This is a genomic window from Paraburkholderia sp. PGU19, from assembly GCF_013426915.1.
In the GTDB taxonomy this organism is placed as follows: domain Bacteria; phylum Pseudomonadota; class Gammaproteobacteria; order Burkholderiales; family Burkholderiaceae; genus Paraburkholderia.
The window spans coordinates 860,439-879,720 of record NZ_AP023180.1; the positions used below are offsets into that span (position 1 = coordinate 860,439).

General features: G+C 63.1%; 21 protein-coding genes and 1 pseudogene. 12 read left to right on the forward strand and 10 right to left on the reverse strand.

Features of this window, described 5'->3' with window-relative positions:
- The first annotated feature begins 230 nt into the window (after nucleotides 1-230).
- The 4 genes from H1204_RS21450 (at nucleotide 231) to H1204_RS21465 (ending at nucleotide 4,685) form a co-directional block, all read left to right on the forward strand.
- Nucleotides 231-1,625 carry an FAD-binding oxidoreductase gene (locus H1204_RS21450; protein WP_180732662.1) on the forward strand — a complete coding sequence of 465 codons (1,395 nt, stop codon included), beginning with the start codon at nucleotides 231-233 and terminating at the stop codon, nucleotides 1,623-1,625.
- A gap of 172 nt (nucleotides 1,626-1,797) precedes the next feature.
- Entirely contained in the window at nucleotides 1,798-2,631 is an 834-nt protein-coding gene (locus H1204_RS21455; RefSeq protein ID WP_180732663.1) for a DMT family transporter, read from the forward strand.
- A gap of 114 nt (nucleotides 2,632-2,745) precedes the next feature.
- On the forward strand, nucleotides 2,746-3,270 hold the full coding sequence (locus H1204_RS21460; protein ID WP_180732665.1) for a hypothetical protein: 525 nt from the start codon (nucleotides 2,746-2,748) through the stop codon (nucleotides 3,268-3,270).
- Nucleotides 3,271-3,368: 98 nt separating this feature from the next.
- The gene (locus H1204_RS21465) at nucleotides 3,369-4,685 is read left to right on the forward strand and encodes a DUF2325 domain-containing protein (protein ID WP_180732666.1); all 1,317 of its coding nucleotides are present in this window, start codon (nucleotides 3,369-3,371) and stop codon (nucleotides 4,683-4,685) included.
- 38 nt (nucleotides 4,686-4,723) lie between these two features.
- Here H1204_RS21465 and H1204_RS21470 read toward each other — a convergent pair whose 3' ends face one another.
- The 3 genes from H1204_RS21470 to H1204_RS21480 form a co-directional block, all read right to left on the reverse strand.
- Nucleotides 4,724-5,047 carry a LysR family transcriptional regulator gene (locus H1204_RS21470; protein WP_007744075.1) on the reverse strand — a complete coding sequence of 108 codons (324 nt, stop codon included), beginning with the start codon at nucleotides 5,045-5,047 and terminating at the stop codon, nucleotides 4,724-4,726.
- A gap of 161 nt (nucleotides 5,048-5,208) precedes the next feature.
- Nucleotides 5,209-5,700: a molybdopterin-dependent oxidoreductase gene (locus H1204_RS21475; protein WP_180732668.1), complete on the reverse strand. Its 492-nt coding sequence runs from the start codon at nucleotides 5,698-5,700 to the stop codon at nucleotides 5,209-5,211.
- 169 nt (nucleotides 5,701-5,869) lie between these two features.
- Nucleotides 5,870-6,295 (reverse strand): TOBE domain-containing protein, encoded by a 426-nt coding sequence (locus tag H1204_RS21480; RefSeq protein WP_180732670.1) that lies wholly within the window; start codon nucleotides 6,293-6,295, stop codon nucleotides 5,870-5,872.
- Between the two features lie 144 nt (nucleotides 6,296-6,439).
- Here H1204_RS21480 and H1204_RS21485 point away from each other — a divergent pair, with 144 nt between their 5' ends.
- The 5 genes and pseudogenes from H1204_RS21485 to H1204_RS21505 all read left to right on the forward strand — a co-directional run bounded on the left by H1204_RS21485 (nucleotide 6,440) and on the right by H1204_RS21505 (nucleotide 10,327).
- Nucleotides 6,440-6,835, forward strand: a complete 396-nt coding sequence (locus tag H1204_RS21485; RefSeq protein WP_243468741.1) for a DUF3022 domain-containing protein — start codon at nucleotides 6,440-6,442, stop codon at nucleotides 6,833-6,835.
- A 125-nt stretch (nucleotides 6,836-6,960) separates the two neighbouring features.
- Entirely contained in the window at nucleotides 6,961-7,665 is a 705-nt protein-coding gene (locus H1204_RS21490) for a YceH family protein (protein WP_180732671.1), read from the forward strand.
- Nucleotides 7,666-7,994: 329 nt separating this feature from the next.
- A pseudogene (locus H1204_RS21495) lies at nucleotides 7,995-9,691 on the forward strand (acid phosphatase).
- 32 nt (nucleotides 9,692-9,723) lie between these two features.
- The gene (locus tag H1204_RS21500) at nucleotides 9,724-9,960 is read left to right on the forward strand and encodes a hypothetical protein (RefSeq protein WP_180732673.1); all 237 of its coding nucleotides are present in this window, start codon (nucleotides 9,724-9,726) and stop codon (nucleotides 9,958-9,960) included.
- Between the two features lie 127 nt (nucleotides 9,961-10,087).
- The gene (locus H1204_RS21505; protein ID WP_243468742.1) at nucleotides 10,088-10,327 is read left to right on the forward strand and encodes a M23 family metallopeptidase; all 240 of its coding nucleotides are present in this window, start codon (nucleotides 10,088-10,090) and stop codon (nucleotides 10,325-10,327) included.
- Between the two features lie 144 nt (nucleotides 10,328-10,471).
- Here H1204_RS21505 and grxC read toward each other — a convergent pair whose 3' ends face one another.
- The 3 genes from grxC to H1204_RS21520 form a co-directional block, all read right to left on the reverse strand.
- Entirely contained in the window at nucleotides 10,472-10,738 is a 267-nt protein-coding gene (grxC, locus tag H1204_RS21510) for a glutaredoxin 3 (RefSeq protein WP_180732675.1), read from the reverse strand.
- 33 nt (nucleotides 10,739-10,771) lie between these two features.
- The gene (locus H1204_RS21515; RefSeq protein WP_180732676.1) at nucleotides 10,772-11,110 is read right to left on the reverse strand and encodes a DUF4148 domain-containing protein; all 339 of its coding nucleotides are present in this window, start codon (nucleotides 11,108-11,110) and stop codon (nucleotides 10,772-10,774) included.
- A 253-nt stretch (nucleotides 11,111-11,363) separates the two neighbouring features.
- Nucleotides 11,364-12,380, reverse strand: coding sequence for an AraC family transcriptional regulator (locus H1204_RS21520; RefSeq protein WP_180732678.1), 1,017 nt, complete (start codon nucleotides 12,378-12,380; stop codon nucleotides 11,364-11,366).
- A gap of 185 nt (nucleotides 12,381-12,565) precedes the next feature.
- Between H1204_RS21520 and H1204_RS21525 the strand changes: the two genes are divergently transcribed.
- Nucleotides 12,566-13,957: a dihydrolipoyl dehydrogenase gene (locus H1204_RS21525; RefSeq protein WP_180733252.1), complete on the forward strand. Its 1,392-nt coding sequence runs from the start codon at nucleotides 12,566-12,568 to the stop codon at nucleotides 13,955-13,957.
- 192 nt (nucleotides 13,958-14,149) lie between these two features.
- Here H1204_RS21525 and H1204_RS52675 read toward each other — a convergent pair whose 3' ends face one another.
- The 4 genes from H1204_RS52675 to H1204_RS21545 form a co-directional block, all read right to left on the reverse strand.
- On the reverse strand, nucleotides 14,150-14,704 hold the full coding sequence (locus H1204_RS52675) for a transposase (protein ID WP_274608238.1): 555 nt from the start codon (nucleotides 14,702-14,704) through the stop codon (nucleotides 14,150-14,152).
- Nucleotides 14,629-15,057 carry a transposase gene (locus tag H1204_RS52680; protein WP_274608235.1) on the reverse strand — a complete coding sequence of 143 codons (429 nt, stop codon included), beginning with the start codon at nucleotides 15,055-15,057 and terminating at the stop codon, nucleotides 14,629-14,631. The genes H1204_RS52675 and H1204_RS52680 overlap by 76 nt, the downstream gene beginning before the upstream one ends.
- A gap of 14 nt (nucleotides 15,058-15,071) precedes the next feature.
- Nucleotides 15,072-15,566: a DUF6444 domain-containing protein gene (locus H1204_RS21540; protein WP_180732683.1), complete on the reverse strand. Its 495-nt coding sequence runs from the start codon at nucleotides 15,564-15,566 to the stop codon at nucleotides 15,072-15,074.
- A 740-nt stretch (nucleotides 15,567-16,306) separates the two neighbouring features.
- Nucleotides 16,307-17,230: a LysR family transcriptional regulator gene (locus tag H1204_RS21545; RefSeq protein ID WP_180732685.1), complete on the reverse strand. Its 924-nt coding sequence runs from the start codon at nucleotides 17,228-17,230 to the stop codon at nucleotides 16,307-16,309.
- Between the two features lie 159 nt (nucleotides 17,231-17,389).
- On the opposite strand from H1204_RS21545, the gene benA reads away from it, so the two are divergent.
- A complete protein-coding gene (gene benA, locus H1204_RS21550; protein ID WP_180732686.1) occupies nucleotides 17,390-18,757 on the forward strand; it encodes a benzoate 1,2-dioxygenase large subunit in 1,368 nt (455 codons plus the stop codon).
- Between the two features lie 8 nt (nucleotides 18,758-18,765).
- Nucleotides 18,766-19,257, forward strand: a complete 492-nt coding sequence (gene benB / locus H1204_RS21555; RefSeq protein WP_198001236.1) for a benzoate 1,2-dioxygenase small subunit — start codon at nucleotides 18,766-18,768, stop codon at nucleotides 19,255-19,257.
- The last annotated feature ends 25 nt before the right edge of the window (nucleotides 19,258-19,282 follow it).

Genomic DNA, 19,282 nt, shown 5'->3' on the forward strand with positions numbered 1-19,282 from the left:
AGCACTCCATCCGTGAGTCCATTCAGAAAGGGCCTTGTTTTCCGGGGCTTTTCGCACGTTCCAGCCCGTATTCAAAGGAACCTGGATGAAACGCGAAGACGTGCGGGTATACGTTAATTTGTGCGCGCCGGTCAGCCTCGTTTACTGAACGAAAGCCAGGTCGTCCGAACTACTTTGATCAGACATGATCGAGGGGTTCGGACGTTGTTTGTCCGTACCGGAGGTGTAGCATGGCGAATCTGTCCAGCAGTGCAATCGACGAATTCAAAGCTCTCACGCGGGGCCAGGTCGTATTGCCCGGCGATCCAACGTTCGATGAAGCACGCAGTATCTGGAATGGGATGATCGACCGTCGCCCCGCGATCATCGTTCGCTGCGCGGGCACGGCCGATGTCCGTCGCGCCGTCAATTTCGCGCGCGACAACAAGCTGCTGCTCGCCGTGCGCGGCGGCGGCCACAACATCGCCGGCAGCGCCGTGTGCGACGACGGCATGCTGCTCGACCTGTCGCAGATGAAGTCCGCGCGCATCGATCCCGTCGCGCGCCGCGCCTATGTCGAGCCGGGCTGTCTGTTGCGCGACTTCGATCACGAAGCGCAAGCCTTCGGGCTCGCCACGCCGCTCGGCATCAATTCGACGACGGGCGTTGCAGGCCTCACGCTTGGCGGCGGGTTCGGCTGGATCAGCCGGCGCTTCGGGATGACGGTGGACAATCTGATTTCAGCCGATGTCGTCACCGCCGACGGCGAATCGATCCGCTGCAGCGCCGATTCGCATGAAGATCTGTTCTGGGCGATTCGCGGCGGCGGCGGCAACTTCGGTGTCGTCACGATGTTCGAGTTCAAGTTGCATGAAGTGGGACCCGAGGTCTACGGCGGCCTCGTCGTCCTGCCGATGGACCAGGCGCGCGACGCGCTCGTCAAATATCGCGCCGCGCTGGAAACCTGGCCTGACGAACTGACTGTGTGGGCCGTCGCGCGCTTCGCGCCGCCGCTGCCTTTCCTGTCCGCCGACGTGCACGGCAAGCCGATCATCGCGTTTGCGGTCTGCTACACAGGGCCTGTCGCGAATGGTCCGGCCGTGGTCGATGAAGTGCGCAAGTTCGGCACGCCCTACGGCGAACATCTCGGACCGATGCCGTTCACCGCGTGGCAACAGGCATTCGATCCACTGCTGACGCCAGGTGCGCGCAACTACTGGAAGTCGCACAATCTCGCCACGCTCGACGACGGCCTGATCGACGCGTTCGTCGATGCAATCGCCAATCTGCCGTCGCCGCAGTGCGAGATCTTTTTTGGCGCAATTGGTGGCCAGACGATGCGCGTGGCGCCCGATGCAATGGCTTACTCGAATCGCGACGCGAAATACGTGATGAACGTGCACGGCCGCTGGACGGAAGCCGCCGACGACGAGCGCTGCATTGCATGGTCGCGTGCGTTCTTCAATGCATCCGCGCCGTTCGCGCTCGGCAGCGTGTACGTGAACTTCATGACGGAAGAAGAATCCGCGCGCGTGGGCGACGCATACGGTCCGAACTACGCGCGGCTCGTCGCAGTGAAAGACCGTTACGATCCGCAGAACCTGTTCCGGCATAACCAGAACATCAAGCCATCAGCAATGGCCTGAACACCGCGCCTCCGACATGCCGGATAGCAATCGTTGTTCTGTTGCTGTCCGGCATTGTTTTTCAATGCCCCGCTTCCATCGATTCACGTTGCACTGCGCGATGCGTGGACGCAGTGCCTCACGCTAAAGTATCGTGCACGCTCACGACACTCCCCTTTCCGTCCAACGCACCATGCCGCGCATGCGCATCGCCTTGCTGACGATCGTCGCCATGTTCGCCTTCGCGGGCAATTCGCTGCTATGCCGCATCGCGTTGAAGGGCACGTCGATCGATCCCGCAACGTTCACGTCCGCGCGCATCGTTTCGGCTGCCATCGTGTTGTGGATCATTCTGCGCAGCCGCGGCCTGCGGCAACCCATCGCCGGCAACTGGCTTTCCGCTTTTGCGCTGTTCGTCTACGCGGCGGCGTTCTCGTTTGCCTATGTATCGCTGGCGGCGGGAACGGGCGCGCTGCTGCTGTTCGGCGCGGTACAGGCAACCATGATCGGCTATGCACTCTCGCGCGGCGACCGTCTGCGCATGCTGCAATGGATGGGCCTCGCATGCGCGCTCGCGGGCCTCGTCGCGCTCGTGCTGCCCGGCGTGAGCGCGCCGCCTCTGCTCGCGTCGCTGCTGATGCTGTGCGCAGGCATCGCGTGGGGCGCGTATTCACTGCGCGGCAAACGCGCCGCCGATCCGACGGCCACCACGGCAGGCAATTTCATTCGCGCCATTCCCTTCGCCGCGGCGATCAGCATCGCGATGTTTGCGCGCGCATCGATCGATCGAACGGGCCTGCTTTTCGCGGCGATATCCGGCGCGTTGACGTCGGGTGTCGGCTATGTGATCTGGTACGCCGCGTTGAAGGAACTCAAGGCCGCCACGGCCGCGACCGTGCAATTGAGTGTGCCGCTGATCGCCGCCGTCGGCGGCATCGTGCTGCTCGGCGAACCGCTGACCGCGCGGCTCACATTGAGCGCGGCGGCGATACTCGGCGGCATCGCGCTCGTGATCAGCCGCCGCTGAATATCGAACGAGCGAATGAACGAATGAACGAATGAACGAACGATCGGATCGCGACGTGACAAGCGCACCGATATATACGCTAAAATACATCGATCGTTCTAAGGGAGAATCGGGGTGGGCAGCACTCGTCGCGATGCGCCAACGGATGCGCTATCCGGGAAAATCAGCACGCTCAAGCCGATGTCGGCGGATGTGCCCGCGCAGCAGATCCGTGACGTGGTCGATGCGTTCAGGCGTCTGCGCAGCAGCGTCACGCGCTTCGTGCAGATGTTCGCGGCCACGCGGGACGCCGCGTTGGCGGCCGATGACCTGTCTTCCGCGTCATTGCGCGAATTGCTGTCGATGCTCGCCAGCGAAGCGCAAGCCGCCCGTTTTGCGCGGCTGCGCGAGTTGAAAATCGCGATCCGCCAGGCGCGCGTGCTCGAACGTACGCGCGACGCGGTGTTTTCCGAGTCCTTCAGCACGGACCCGACGGCGATGCGCGAAACGGTGACGGCGCTGGAGCGCGTCGATGCGATTCTCGTTGGATTGTGCGTCGAGCACGTGCTGGAGCGGCACAAGCCCGCGCCGCCGCGCACGGTGGCCCTCAAGCCCGCGCCGCTGCCAACGCGCAGACGTCAACCCGAACCGGTGCACTGATTTTTGCCCGGCGCGCACCCGCTATATTCGATGGTATATTTCGAAAATCCGTTCGCGCATCCACCCCGGTCCGCCGTCATGTCCGGATAGAGGTCTTCATGCACGCTCCGCCCTTTCGTCTCGCCCGCCCGGGCATCGATACGTCCATTGGCTCCGCACAACGCGCCGATCCGTGCTGCGCGCCGTCGAAGGCGCAACTCGCCGATCTGAAACGACGCACGCGGCTCGCGGAACTCGATGCGCACCTGCACTGCTCGATCATCGGCACGTGTCTGAGCACGCATGAACTGCGCAAGCTCGTGCCGAAGTTCACCGACCTCGACCGTCAGCGCGCCACCGACCTCGAAATTCATCACACAGCGGTCGAACTCGCGATCGAAGGCGGCGCGGGCGGCAAGGCGCTGCAAAAGGCACTGGACGAGCGCTATGCGGGCGCGCTCCGGTTATTCGACAAGGCGAAGGACCCGGACGCGGTGCTCGCGCTATGGAAAGAAGCGCTCAAGAGCGGCGACATTCCGCCCGCCTACTGGGCGCTGATGACGCATCCGCAAACCACCATGAGCGTGCGGCAATCGGCGTTCGGCGATCTGCACATGCTGTCGCATCTGGTCGGCGCCGCGAATCGCGCGGATATCCGGCGGCTCGTCGCGCTGGAAGAAGAAAATGCCACGTTGCGCACGAAGATCGATCGCCAGCAAAGCCGTCTGCAGGAAATGAGCTTGCAGCGCGACGCTGCCGCGCAGGAACTGGAAACGCGCACGGCGCACGCCAAGCCGCAGGATGCCGGCACTGACGACGCCCTGCGCGCCGAGGTCCAATTGCTGCGCGAAGCATTGACAGCGCGTGACGAGCGTCTCGCGCTGCATACGAACCGCCGTGAAGCCGCCGAACAGCGCGTCGCCGCCGAACAGGAAAGCGCCCGTGCGTTGCGCGCGCGACTCGATGAAATGGATGCGCTAATAAAAACGCTGCAAGCGGAAGCGAGCGCACTGGAACGCACGCTTCAGGCCACCGCGGGCGACGACCGGTCCGGGCGTTCGGCCTCGCTGGCGATCCTGGAGCGCATGCGTATCGTGTATGTCGGCGGAAGGCCGGGTTCGAATGCGGCGATCAGACGGATCGTCGAATCGGCGGGAGGTGAGATGACCGTGCACGACGGCGGCATCGAGGATCGCAAGGGCTTGCTGGCGGCTGCATTGCCGGGCGCGGATATCGTGGTGTTTCCCGTCGACTGCATCGATCACGACTCGATGAACATGCTCAAACGTGTCTGCGAACGCGGCCACATTGCGTGGTATCCGCTGCGCACCGCGAGCGTCGCGAGCTTTGTCGAACTGATCGGGCGGCTCAATGCCGATGCGCAGACGAACACGCAGTCCGGTGGAGCGCCGCGCTTCTGCCTGCGTCACGGCTAGGCGTCACGCGCTATAGATCACGCGCGGTAAGTCACGACCTAACGCCGCACCATCTTCGTAAGCGCGGCGATATCGTCCGCGCATGCGGCGTACGCCTGCGCTTCGATGCCGCGATACAGCCGGATGATCTCCTCGCCGACGGGCGTCAGCGCACTGCCGCCGCCGCTCTGGCCGCCGTGCTCGGATATCGTCGCCGGCGATTTCAGCGAACGGTTCAATTCATCCATCAACAGCCACGCGCGCCGATACGACATGTTCAGGCTGCGCGCCGCCGCCGAAATCGAGCCATGCTCGCGGACCGCTTCGAGCAGCGCGACCTTTCCCGGTCCCAGCGCGATCGTGCCTTCCTGCTGAATGCGCATTCTGAAGCGCACCTCGGGCTTCGGATGTGCCGATGTCTTCATGTTGTTTGCCGGTTGACTCATGCGCGCAAGCATACACGATGCCATACACGGGACTTCAATCGGCACTTGCACCAGTGCGCGGTCCGCTCACGCCAGCAAAAACGACCCCGTCGATCGCATCAAAGCTCGAGCACCCGCGCAACCACACCCGCGAGCCGTTTCACATGACGCGGCGCGGGCAGAATGTCAGCGGCGGAAAACAGGATGGGCGCACCTTCGTCGACGGAAAGCGGCTGGTCGCCGCGCTCGAACGCGACCAGTACGCGTTCGCCGATCGGCGTGTTGAACAGTTCATGCCATGAGAATGTCACCGCGTAGCCGTCGTGAGCGTGCGCAATGAAAATGGTCCGCTTGAAATCGCCGGGCCGCTCGTTGCGCAAACCCGCCATGTCGATCAGATCCTTCAGCAACACGCCGCGATACTGATCGACCTTGCGGATGAAGCGGTTCGTCGTGTAGCAGCGCAGGTCGAAGGGATCGGCCGTCACGCTTGCGTGCTGCCGCAGATCGTCGATCGTCACCTGCATTGGACGTAGAAAATCGCCCGCCAGCGTAACGGCGCCTGCCGTCGTCTCCTGCAGCGGCAGCGCCGCCGAGCCAGTCATTCCCATCGTCCCTCTCCATTGCGTTGCGACGCTGTCATGCCACACGATGTATCGGTGGATATATTACGCTGCTCGCAAGCTGGCTGCCGAAGGGAAGCGCGACATAGGCGGCATATCGCACGGCTTATGACATGCGAGGCGCGGGGCCGCCCGCCCACGCCCGACATCGACACGCTCAATCGACGCCGACGATCACGCTCGAAGCCTTGAAGATTGCCGCAGCCGCCTTGCCGCTGGTGAGGCCGAGACGGTCGACGCTGTCGTTGGTGACGATCGCGGCGACCTGCGCGCCGCCCGCCGCCGCAATGACGACCTCGCTGTTGACGGCGCCCTTCGTGACCGACGCGACCGAGCCCGCGATGCAGTTGCGCGCCGACACCTTGCTGCTGTCGGCATCGACCATCACGATCACCGACGAAGCCTTGACGAGCGCGAACGCCGGCTTGCCCGCCGCGAGCCCGAGCGACGACGCGCTGCCATGGGTGATCACCGCGACGATTTCGAGTCCGTCCTGGGTGCGGAGTGTGATTTCGTCGTTGACGGCGCCGGCCTTGACGGCCGTGACCTGGCCGGCGAAATGATTACGGGCGCTGGTACGCATGTGGCTCTCCTTCGGGTTGCCCCTTGTGCGTTGTCCAGAATGGACGAACGGCGAGTCCGCAGTGTACCGCGCGGCCCGTGACAGCCCGTCATCGGCACCGCCGGCCCCTCACGGCACGCAATGTGACGCGTGCGCGACAGGACAGTGGCATCCCGGTTGCTCATACATAGCCAGAGGAAACAGATAAAGGAACTGGCCCTCGTCGGGACCTTCGAATCGCCGAAAGCGCCCACTGTCAGCGCCTACCAGGAAGGCCCGACGACCTGGCTGATGCTCTCGTGGGTCGTCGAAACGGGCCGCGACACGACGCTTGACGCGCGCTGCGTCGTGACCCTCAAGCTCGGTGATGCGCAGATCGACCGCTATGCCGCGCTGGATACGGCCAAACGCCGCGTCGTGCAGGATCGTCTGAGGGATCTCGTGCGGCAGCATGTTGAAGTGTCGAGGGCGCAGCCGGCTTCGACGGACAGCTGTTCGATCGAACTCGACGTGAACGACGCCGTCTTCGACGTGCCCGACGAACCGTACGACATGCCGTAGCGCCCGCAGCGCAGCGGCGGCCGGAACGCTTCCAGTCCCGCCGCCAACGGCAATAGACTATGCTAACGCGCGAGCCTGTGCGCTCGCGCCATCGCACACGCGGCCTTCTATCGAGTCTATTGCCCATGAATTCCACCACCGACGATACCCCGCGCCCCGCCATGCGCGCGCTCACGCCACTCGAAGCCCGCGTGCTGGGCGTGCTGTTCGAGAAGCAGCACACCGTACCCGACACCTACCCGCTGTCGCTCAATTCCCTCGCCTCGGGTTGCAATCAGAAGACTTCGCGCTCGCCCGTGATGAACGTCAGCGAATCCGAGATTCTCGACGCGATCAACTCCATGAAGCGCCTGTCGCTCGTGCTCGAAGGCAGCAGCAGCCGCGTGCCGCGCTTCGAGCACAACATGGAGCGCGTGCTCGGCCTGCCGCGCCAGTCGGCGGCGCTGCTAACCGCGCTGTTGCTGCGCGGCCCACAGACGGCAGCCGAGTTGCGGCTCGCTACCGCGCGCCTGCACAGCTTCGCCGACACGTCGTCTGTCGAGGCGTTTCTCGAAGAGCTTGCCGACAACGATCCGCCGCGCGTCGTCAAGCTGGCGCGCACGCCGGGCGAGCGCGAGAGCCGCTGGATGCATCTCTTGTGCGGCGAGCCGACGCCCGAGCAGATCGGCGCCGCGGCACTCTCCGACGAGCCGCTGCCGCCCGGCGAACTCGAAGCACTGCGCGCGCAGCAGCGCGAGCTGAGCGAGCGCGTCGAGCGGCTCGAAGCACTCGTGACGCACCTCGCGGGCGAGCTTGGCGTGTCGCTCGATGAGCTGAAGGGAAACCTGTAGCGGCGGGCATCGAGCCGCGGTGGTATCGAGCCGCGGGGGTATCGGGCCGGTTTGCCGCGCGCAGTTCGCGGCGAACCGACGGCGCACCATCACCCCTTGACCACGCTCGACGCATGGCCGTGCCAGGCCAGATCGAGCAACTATCCAGAACGCAACCGCCTTGCCAGACACGCCACCAGTCAGGCTGCCAACCGGCCGCTAAACGGGTTGCTAACCGCCCTTGACGAATGCGACGATGCGGTTGGCGCGCGGCCGACGCCAAGGCGCGCCGCCTTCCGCCTTGCCCCGCTGTGCCTCTTTTGCGATTCACTGTGCCAGGAGACTGACCGATGAACGAGCACGACGACCCCAATCTGCCCACCGCTTCCGACCTGCCCTCCGACGACCGCCCCGACGATCCCGACCGCCGCCGCGTCCTCACTGGCCTTGCCGCAGCGGGCCTCGGCCTCGCGCTGGCGGGCTGCCAGTCGGTGGAGGGCGCCTCGACGGGCGCGCCGCGCAGCGCTGCCGACGCACGGCTCGACGCCGCATTGCACGACCAGGTCAAGCGCATCGTCGTGATCTACGCGGAGAACCGCAGCTTCGCGAACCTGTACGGCAACTTCCCCGGCGTGCAATATCCGCTATCCGCCGTCACGCCCGAGCGCTACGTGCAACTGGACCGCGACGGCAGCACGCCGCTCGCCACGCTGCCGAAAATCTGGGGCGGCCTCGTGCCGCAAGCGCAGGAAATCGACGGCAAGCGCTACGTGATTGCCGAGCGCGATATCGCCGGATTGCGCAACCAGCCGTTCCATCTGACCGACGCGCACGGCGCGCCGCTGCCGAACAGCGTGATTACCCGCGACCTCGTGCACCGCTTCTATCAGAACCAGATGCAGATCAACGCGGGCCGTAACAACCAGTTCGCCGCATGGGGCGATTCGGGCGGCCTCGTGATGGGCATTACCGCAGTTCCGGCGAATCGCTGAAGCTGTGGGCGCTCGCGCAGCAGTACACACTGTGCGACAACTTCTTTATGGCCGCGTTCGGCGGCTCGTGGCTCAACCACATCTTTCTGATTTCCGCGCAGGCGCCGCTCGTGCCGGACATCGGCAAGGGTCCGGGGAAGAAGCTCGTGTCCGTCGTCGAAGGCGACGACCCGACGGGCACGCGCCTGAAGCAGGCGCCCAATTCGCCGAGGACGGCCCTCGAAGGCCCACCCGTGTTCGTCAGCGACGGCCTGTTCACGCCCGACGGCTACGCGGTCAACACGATGGCGCCGCCCTATCAGCCGAGCATGGTGCGGCCCGCCGAGGGTGGCGACCCCGCGCTCGCCAATCCGGGCGACCCGAAGGTGCTGCCGCCGCAGCGTTACGCGACGATCGGCGACCGTCTGAGCGACAAGGGCGTCGACTGGGCGTGGTACAGCGGCGCCTGGCAATACGCGCTCGATCATCGCGATACGGGCGCCGTGCCCGACTTCCAGTATCACCATCAGCCGTTCAACTACTTCGCGACCTTCGCGCCCGGCACGGCGGCGCGCGCGCGGCATCTGCGCGACGGCGGCGTCGGCGACGACGCGTCGACCAACCGCTTCATCGCCGATATCGACGCGGGACGCCTGCCCGCCGTGACGTTCTACAAGCCGCAGGGCAATCTGAACATGCATGCGGGCTACGCGGACGTCGAGTCCGGCGACCGGCATATCGCGAACGTCATCGAGCATATCCAGCGCGGCCCACAGTGGCAGAACACGGTGATCGTCATCACGCACGACGAGAACGGCGGCTGGTGGGATCACGTCGCGCCGCCCAAAGGGGACCGCTGGGGACCGGGCTCGCGCATTCCGGCGCTGGTCATTTCACCGCTCGCGAAGAAAGGCTACGTCGATCACACGGTGTACGACACCAACTCGATCCTGCGTCTGATCAGCCGCGTGCATGGGCTTGCGCCGCTGGACGGCGTCGCGCTGCGTGACCGTGCGCTGGTGCAGAACGGGCTGGCGCCCATCGGCGATCTGACGGGGGCGCTCGATCTCGCGTGATACCGTCGTCGAAGTTGCACTAGAGGAAACACATGTTCGTCGTGTATTGGCTGGAAGAAGGCACGTCGACGGGAACCGCTCGTTTCGAGCGGTTCGCCGCTGACCAGATGACCCAGGCGCTCGCGTTCACCGAAACGCTGCGCAAAAAGCAGGCCGCCGGCGATAACGTGAGCTTCGTCACGCTCTGCAGCGAGAACCCGCGTTCCGTCGGCAAGGCGGGCGCGTCCGATCCGCCCGCCGATTACGCGTGGAAAAAGCGCCGCCCGTGAGCGCGGCTGTGGCACGCATGCCTCGCGTAAATTGCGCGTATAAAAAGCAAAAGCGCGAAGCGCTGTAAAACATTGAGGATTCCATAGACATCCGTCACGGCTGCCTGCGGCACGCTGAGCGTGGTGTATGGACAAGGCAAAATCGAAGGGGATCGAGATCGCCGCCAAAGCGGGCGATCCGGTGAACGCGGCGACGTTAGGTCGCGTCGTGTTCGCGGGCGACGGCGACAAGCCGTATGTCAAGCTGATCGTCATCAAGCACGACGACATGCTCGTGACGGCCTACGGACACAACCGCAAGCTGCTCGTGAAAGAAGGAACGATCGCCGAGATGCCGGCGACGGACCACGGCAACGGCTCGATGTAATTCGAAGTCCGCAAGGACGGCAAGCCCGTCAATCCCGCGACCTTTCTGCCGCGAGTCGGTTCGTGACGCGCGAGCGCAAAGTAAAAAGCCGCGAACGGCGTGATGCCGTTCGCGGCTGACTCTTTGCAGGCTCGCGCGCTGCGCTTAACGCACCACGTTGGCCTCGACCAGCGGATCGAGATTCCCCTCGGTTTCCAGCGCATTGAGATCGTCGAATCCGCCCACATGCGTCTCGCCGATAAAAATCTGCGGCACCGTGCGGCGTCCTGTGCGTTCCATCAACGCGAGCGCCGTGGCGCGGTCGCCCTGCACGTTGATTTCCTCGTACGACAGCCCCTTCTTCTTGAGTAGCGCCTTCGCGGCGAGACAGTACGGGCACGTCGGTGTCGTGTAGATCGTGATTGCAGACATGGTTATCTCCGTGAGCGTAGTGAATGCGGCGCGTTACTGGCCGCGATAGATGTCGTCGAATGCGGACGATGCGCCTGCCAGCGAACGGGCTCGCGTCGCACGGAAACCCGACCCTGCGCTGCCGCTGACCGACGGACCATACGACGTCGCGATCAGATCATGCGAGCGATGGAACACGTGCGGCGCGGCGGCCGAATAGTTCGCGGGTTCCGGATAGTTCGTGTCGCTTTGCGGATACTGGCCGGACTGCTGCGCGGCGATCAGCTCGGCGCGAACCTGCGCGCGCGTCGCCGTCGATTGCGATTCAGCGTGGCTTGCGAGCGGCAGACCCAATGCAGCCGCGAGAACGAGAGCTTGATAGACGCGTTTCATGTTGAGCACCTTTGAGAAGCGTTGCCGTCGGCGACGGGATGGCTCAACTTTAGGCGCGCATCGGATGGCCGTTAATGTCGGCGCGTCTCACGAAGATGCTCGATCGGCTCACCGCTTTTGGGCGCAGGCGTCGTGAAGCGTCACGCGTGGCTTCTGCGTGGTAGCTCGACGCCTTGTACGGCGAGGGTTTCCGGGCGATGCACACGGCCGGTCGCAGAGGCCCCGGCGCATGCTGTGCGGTTTATGAAATTCTCTATTGCTCTGCGTCGGCCGCAGCTTCATCGGCCGCGGCATCCTGCGTCGACTGCATGGGCCCACCCGATGCGCGCCAGCGCGCGGGTGTCACGCCGATCTGCTTCTTGAAGACGCGCTGGAACGCCGCTTCCGACTGATAGCCGACCGTCTCGCCGATATCGCCGACGGGCGTCGTCGATTCGAGCAGCATGCGGCCCGCGATCGTCATGCGAACTTCCGTGAGCACATCCGTCGCCGAGCGGCCAATTGCTTCCTGGAACTGCCGCACGAAGGTTGCGCGCGACATGTTGCACAGCGCGGCGAACTGATCGAGTGTCCACGGCTTGCCGGGCGATTCGAACATCGCCGAGACGGCCGCCTGCAGGCGCGGCCGCCCCGCCAGCGCCAGCAGCCCGTGCGGCGGATGCGCCGCTTCGCTCGCAAAGCGCAGCGTCAACGCGAACAGCGCCGCCGACAGATGATTGACGAGGGTTTCGCTGCCGGGACATTCGTCCGTCGCCTCTTCGCGCATCAGTTGAATGAGCCGCGCGAGCCGCGAGCCCGCGACGCCGCCCGGCTGTTCGCCATTCGTGGCCGCGTCGCCGTTGCTCGTCGAATGCGCACCGCTGCGCACCACCAGCCGCGACGGCAAGTGATCGCGCAGCAGCCGGTCCGGCACGGCGCCGAGCAGAAAGCGGCCGCACAGGATGTCGGCCGTGTCGCCCGTGCCGCTGTTCTCCGCGACCGTCAGCGTGATGTTGCGCCGCTCCGTGACGGGGACGGGCTGCGCGCCGCTGCCATCGTGGATACGGTGCGGGCTGCCCGTTGGAAATACGATGATGTCGCCTGCGGCCAGATGCTCGGGCGGCCCGTTGTCGTCTTCGAGCACCGCGCGTCCCGACAGCAGCACGTGATATGGAATCTCGCGCACGCCCGCTGGGCCCTCTTCGATCGCCCATGGCGCGCCGAAATGGCAGCGGACATCGACACGCCCGCTCACGGGCATCAGCGACAGGAAACGGCTTAGCAGATCCATTTGAGCCGCCGTTTGAGCCGCGTGTTGAGCCGATTAAGCATGTTTTTGAATCATTCGAGGATTAGCAACGCGCACGCAGGACCGTACAGTAGAACCGTGCAATGCAAACCGATTCTACTGGACGGCAGCGACACGCGCGGCACAGCAGACTGATTCCGCCACCGCCCGTCTGAGCGAGGAACATGATGAAGACGCTTCATATCGATGTTGCAGTGATTGGCGCGGGCAGCGCGGGCTTGTCCGCCTTCCGTGCCGCGAAGGCTGCGGGCGCGAGTGTCGTGCTGATCGAAGGCGGCGCGTACGGGACGACCTGTGCGCGTGTTGGCTGTATGCCGTCGAAGCTGTTGATCGCCGCCGCCGAAGCCGCGCACGCGGCGCGCAGTATGGCGCCGTTCGGCGTGCATGTCGATGGCGCCGTGCGGGTCGACGGACGCGAAGTGATGGCGCGCGTCAAGCGCGAGCGCGACCGCTTCGTTGGCTTCGTCGTCGAATCGACGGAGAGCATTCCCGATGAAGAGCGGCTGATTGGCTACGCGCAGTTCATCGACGATAACGTGCTGCAAGTCGGCGAGCACACCCGCGTGCACGCGAAGCGCGTCGTGATCGCGACGGGCTCGTCGCCGTATGTGCCCGCGATGTATCAGGCGCTCGGCGACCGCGCGATCGTCAACGACGACGTGTTCGCGTGGGACGATCTGCCGCGCAAGGTCGCCGTGATCGGCGCGGGCGTGATCGGGCTGGAACTGGGCCAGGCGCTGGCGTGGTTGGGCGTCGACGTGACGATGCTGGGCGCGCGTGGGCGCGTTGGACCGTTGAGCGATCCGGCGATCAAGAATTATGCGCGTGATGTGTTCAAGGATTCTTTCCACTTCGAGACGCACGCGCAGGTGGAAGCGGCGACGCGCGAAGGTGACAGCGTGCATTTGCGGTATCGCGATGGCGCGGGGGAATTGCACGAAGACACGTTCGATTATGTGCTGGTGACGGCGGGCCGTCGGCCGAACATGGACAAGCTTGCGCTGCACAACACGACGATCGAGGTGGATGCGCGCGGTGTGCCTGTGTTTGATCCGCTGACGTTGCAGGCGGGCAAGCATCCCGTGTTTATCGCGGGCGATGCGAATGATGTGCTGCCGCTCTTGCACGAAGCTGCTGATGAAGGTCGCGCTGCGGGCGACAATGCTGCGCGTTATCCCGATGTGAAGCCGCTTGTGCGGCGGGCGGCGATTTCAGTTGTGTTTTCTGAGCCTGGGATTGCGATGGTTGGGGCGCGGTTTCTGGATCTTGCTGATGGGTCGTTTGTGACGGGTGAAGTTAGCTTTGAAGATCAAGGCCGCAGCCGCGTGATGTTGCGCAATCGCGGGTTGATGCATGTGTATGTGGATCGCGATACGCGACGGTTTGTGGGTGCTGAGTGGATCGGGCCGGATGCGGAGCATATCGCGCATTTGCTGTCGTGGGCGTTGCAGATGGGGCTTACCGTTGATGCGATGCTCGCGATGCCTTTTTATCATCCTGTTGTTGAGGAGGGTTTGCGGAGTGCGTTGAGGAGTGCTGCTGCGCAGCTTGCCGTTTAGTGGTTTTTGGGGTTGGTTTTTTCTTCAGCAGGGCTGTGATTTTGCTTCGCGGTGCTGGTTCGGGGGATTGGTTTTTGTGCTGGCATCCGGTTTGGCTTTTTTGGGCTTTGCGCTGGCATCCGCGTTTCGTTAGCGTGCTTCAAGCGTCGCCCCTGTGCGGGGCGGCACCTACTTTTCTTTGCCGCCGCGTAACTATTCAGCGGTAACCAGAGGCGAAACGACGACTCCTGTAAAGGCCAGGGCGAGCGCGTCGATCAGCGAACGGCTCTGCTTGCGTAAGGTGGCAAGGTAGGAGCGGATCGTGCAGAACGCCTCCATACCCGATTCCGAGCGGAAGCACCCGGAGATCTTCTGTTTGAGTTTGGGCATGCGGATATCGCGTTCGGCCTGGTTGTTGTCGAACGGTACGCGGTGATCGGCAATGAAACGCCACACCTCATCGGCATACTTGTGAAGCCGTGTGAGCAGGTTGCAGGTAAAGCTTTGCCTGATCCTGCCGCGGCGTTCCCGGCGCCCGGACTCACGTGCCTGCTGCGGATTGAGCTTGCGTGCCTGGGCGATCAGGGCGCGGCTGCGCCGTGTGTAATAGCGTTGGCGCGCCTGACTCAGCGAGGTGTTTCCTGCAGCCTGACTGAGGTCGACCTCGCGCTTTGCCTGGCAAAGCAGGTCAATCATCTGCTGGGCCCAGCGTTGCTGCGTGGACTCCAGGACAAACACCAGTTCGCGCAGATGATGAGCATTGCACAGCGCATGCTCACACTCATAGCCGGCATACGGCCGCCAGCCGTCATGGACCGCGACTCCCTAAAGCCGGGAAGAATGCCGAAGCTGTCCAGCGCCTCGCTGCCGCGCTTGCGGTGCGCGCCATACCAGCTCAACGCGTGCGTCGAGGCGACATGCAGCCAGCGGGACTCGCGCCCCACGCGCATGCAGCTCTCATCGAAATGCACCACGGGTTGCCCGCGTAGCGCCTGCCGGATCTGCTCAACGGCTGGCACCAGTAACTGCGCGGCCTGATCAATGCTGTGCTGGACGGTTCCCGTAACCACATGCAGACCAAACAGGTCCTTCAGCGCCTGGGCGGTGCGCGCAACCGGCAACTGCTGGTATTGCGTCAGATAGACGGCTGCGGCGCGAATCTGGGGCCGTACTGAACCGCCTGGCTCACGCCCTTGGGAAATGCGCCCGAGTGATGCTTGCCGCAGCGGCACTGCGCGATCTGCACGCGATGCTCGGTCACCTCAAAGCGCGTGGGTGGCAAATCGATCACCTGACGGCCTTCGGGCAACACGGCCACGCGGGCTGCTGCGATGCGTTGGCCACATGCATCGCACACCAGCGCCACCGGGTGAATCTCGATGTGATCGGGTTGCGCGACGCGTTTGAGCGTCTTGCCCTTGTGCCCCGGTTGCGCGCCAGGCCTGGCCCCGCTCGTGCCGCGCAATGACTTCGGCTTGCGCCTTGGACCATCGCTTGACGGCGGCTTGCTGGAGTTATGACTGTCCTTCTCAAGCTTTGCCTCGAGCTCGTTCAGACGCCTCACCAGATCAACGATGAGTGCGTCCTTCTGCTCCGGTGTCAGGTCCTTGAGGTCGGGCATCTTCGTCATGTCCCTCACTATGCACAGCCTGGTAGCAGTTTACAAGCGCTGAATAGTTACGCGGCGGCAAAGAAAAGTAGGCAAAAGAAAGCGGCTCACACCGCCAGTTCTTGTTCTTGCCTAAGGCCCCCGAAGGTTCCTACGCTTCACACGGCAATCACGTGACCCATGTTCGTTGCCAGCGCTCTTGCGATGCGCCTCACCCGCTTCACACACCCGCGTTGCGGCACGCCGTGCCAGATTTTCCACCGCCGCACAGGTGGCAAACTGTGTGTAGGCCGTAGCACCGTACGCGCCTCACTTCGGACCGATAGCGCACGCGCCCCACCCCGCAAGAGCGCCACGCTATACGACGCGACAACCTACACACAGTTTGCCACCTGGGCGGCGCATACCATTCGCTGCCGCTTGCCCGAGTATGGGTATTCGAAGCGGGTGAGGCGCTCATTCGAAGCGTTGGCAACGAACGCGAACAAATACGTTGCCGTGTGAAGGGTAGGACCGGTTGGGGGCCCTCAGGCAGGAAGAAGAACTGGCGGTGTGAGCCGCTTTCTTTTGCCTACTTTTCTTTGCGGCGGCAAAGAAAAGTAGGTGCCGCCCCGCACAGGGGCGACGCGTGAAGCACGCTAACAAATCGCGGATGCCAGCGAAAAGCCCCCAAAAAAAACGAGCCGCGTGAACGGCAAACACCGTAGCGCGAACGCCAGCGCAAAGGCAAAAAACCCCTACCAGCGTCGCAGACAAAAACCTCAAACCCCTTCCACATGAGGCGGCAAATACTCCATCTTGGCCTCCTCATAAAGCCGATAAATCAACTCCAGCATCTCAGTCAGATCTTCTGACTCATCAAGCATCCGCATACTCATAATAATCGGCGACACGAGATTAGAGTCATCCAGCTCCTTGTAGCTGACATCATCCCGCTTGAGCCCATAAACACTGCTCGGCACAACGGATATCCCCTCCCCAGCCGCCACGAGCCCAAGCGCAATCTGCAATTCCCGCGTCTCGTAGATCCGCGCCGGCTCCAACCCCCGATCGCGAAACGCGGCCAACACCTGATCGGCATAACTAGGCCGCGGCGCCTTGGGAAAAATAATCAACGTCTCGTTGACCAGATCATGCAACGACAAAACAGGTTTCACCTCCGACAACGGATGACCAAACGGCAACGCAACAATCATCCGCTCCTCACGCAACACAACGCGCCTGATACTCGGATCTTCATGCCGAATGCGCCCAAACCCGACATCGATCGTGCCTTCCTTGAGCGCCTTGATCTGATCCATCGTCGACATCTCGTGCAACGTCAACTCAACAGCACTGTGCTCGGTACGAAACCGCCGAATGATCTTCGGCAACATCCCATACAACGTCGAGCCGACAAAACCAACAGAAAGACTGCGCTCGATCTTGCCGACGCGCCGTGTCATCGACTCAAGCTCAGCCGTTTCCGCAAGCAACTTCACCGCGTGTGAATAAAAGAACCGCCCCGTGTCCGTCAATTCGACCGGCCGTGAATTGCGCACGAACAGTTGCACGCCAAGGAGTTCTTCCAGTTGCTGCATCTGGCGGCTCAGCGGCGGCTGCGCAATATGCAGCCGTTGCGCGGCGCGCGTGAAGTTGCGCTCCTCAGCCACGGCGACGAAGTAACGCAAATGGCGCAACTCCATGACGATACCCCTGAGATATTGAACTGATACTAAATCAGTGTTGGACGGCCCGTATGTGCGGCAACTACTCTTCACTCACACGCAGCGCCCTCACAAATTATACCTTTCGGGTAGCCACCGAACGAGACGCAAGCGCCGACATCGAACTGGAGACTTCCGATGATCCCCATCTACCCGGACCGCAGTCCGAAGCTCAAACATATCGACGACTATCTGGTCGAAGACACCGCGCGCGGCGACTATCGCCTGCACCGCAGCGCATTCACCGACGAAGCGCTGTTCGAGCTGGAAATGCAGCACATCTTCGAAGGCAACTGGATCTACCTCGCGCACGAAAGCCAGATTCCGTCGAACAACGACTACTTCACGACCACGATGGGCCGTCAGCCCATCGTCATCACGCGCAACCGACAGGGCGAACTCAACGCCCTCGTCAATTCGTGCACGCATCGCGGCGCGATGCTGTGCCGCCACAAGCGCGGCAACAAAGCGACCTTTACCTGCCCTTTTCACGGCTGGACCTTCAATAACAGCGGCAAGCTGCTGAAGGTCAAAGACCCCGAAGGCGCGGGTTATCCCGAGTGCTTCAATCACGAAGGCTCGCATGATCTGAAGAAACTCGCGCGCTTCGAAAGCTATCGGGGCTTTCTGTTCGGCAGCCTGAATCCCGATGTGAAGCCGCTCACCGAATTCCTCGGCGAAGCCGCGCGCATCATCGACATGATCGTCGATCAGTCGGAAGACGGTCTCGAAGTGCTGCGCGGTTCGTCGACGTATACGTATGAAGGTAACTGGAAGCTGACAGCCGAAAACGGCGCGGACGGTTATCACGTGTCGGCCGTTCACTGGAACTACGCGGCGACCACCAATCAGCGCAAGGAAAAGAACGCAGCGGAAGACAAGATCCGCGCGATGGACGCAGGCGGCTGGGGCCGCCAGGGCGGCGGCTTCTACGCTTTCGAACACGGCCACATGCTGCTGTGGTCGCGCTGGGCGAACCCCGAAGACCGCCCGAACTTCAATCGCCGCGATGAATTCGCCGCGCGTTGCGGCGGCGAAACCGCCGACTGGATGATCCAGAACTCGCGCAATCTGTGCCTCTATCCGAACGTGTATCTGATGGATCAGTTCGGTTCGCAGATTCGTGTGCTGAAGCCGCTGTCGGTGAACAAGACGGAAGTAACGATCTACTGCATCGCGCCCAAGGGCGAATCCGATGAAGCGCGCGCTCGCCGTATCCGCCAGTACGAGGACTTCTTCAACGTGAGCGGCATGGCGACGCCCGACGATCTCGAAGAATTCCGCGCGTGCCAGCAAGGTTATGCGGCGCGCTCCGTCGAATGGAACGATATGTGCCGCGGCTCGACGCACTGGATTGAAGGCGCCGACGAAGGCGCGCAGAAGATCGGCCTCAAGCCTTTGCTGAGCGGCGTCAAGACGGAAGACGAAGGGCTTTACACGATCCAGCACCGCTACTGGGTCGAAACGATCCGCGATGCACTCGCACGAGAAAGGAGTGCAGCATGAGCACAATCATCACAACGCCCGCCATCGCGGATATCCAGGCGTTTCTGTACCGCGAAGCGCGTCTTCTCGACGACGAGCAATGGGACGAATGGCTCGAACTCTATCACCCCGATGCCGTTTTCTGGATGCCTTCGTGGGACGACACCGACCAGTTGATCACGGACCCGCAGCGCGAGATCTCGCTGATCTACTACCCGAGCCGCCAGGGTCTGGAAGACCGCATTTTTCGCATCAAGACCGAGCGGTCGAGCGCGACGATTCCCGACACGCGCACGTGCCACAACATCAGCAACGTAGAACTTGAGAGCCACGACGATGGCGTCTGCACGGTGCGCTTCAACTGGCACACGCTGAGCCATCGCTACAAAACCAATTACAGCTATTTCGGCATGTCGCGTTACGTGATCGATTTCAGCGGCGCTGCGCCGCGCATCCTGAACAAGTATGTCGTGTTGAAGAACGACTACATCAATCAGGTCATCGATATCTATCACATCTGAGCGCGCGCTCACGATCCGCCACGAT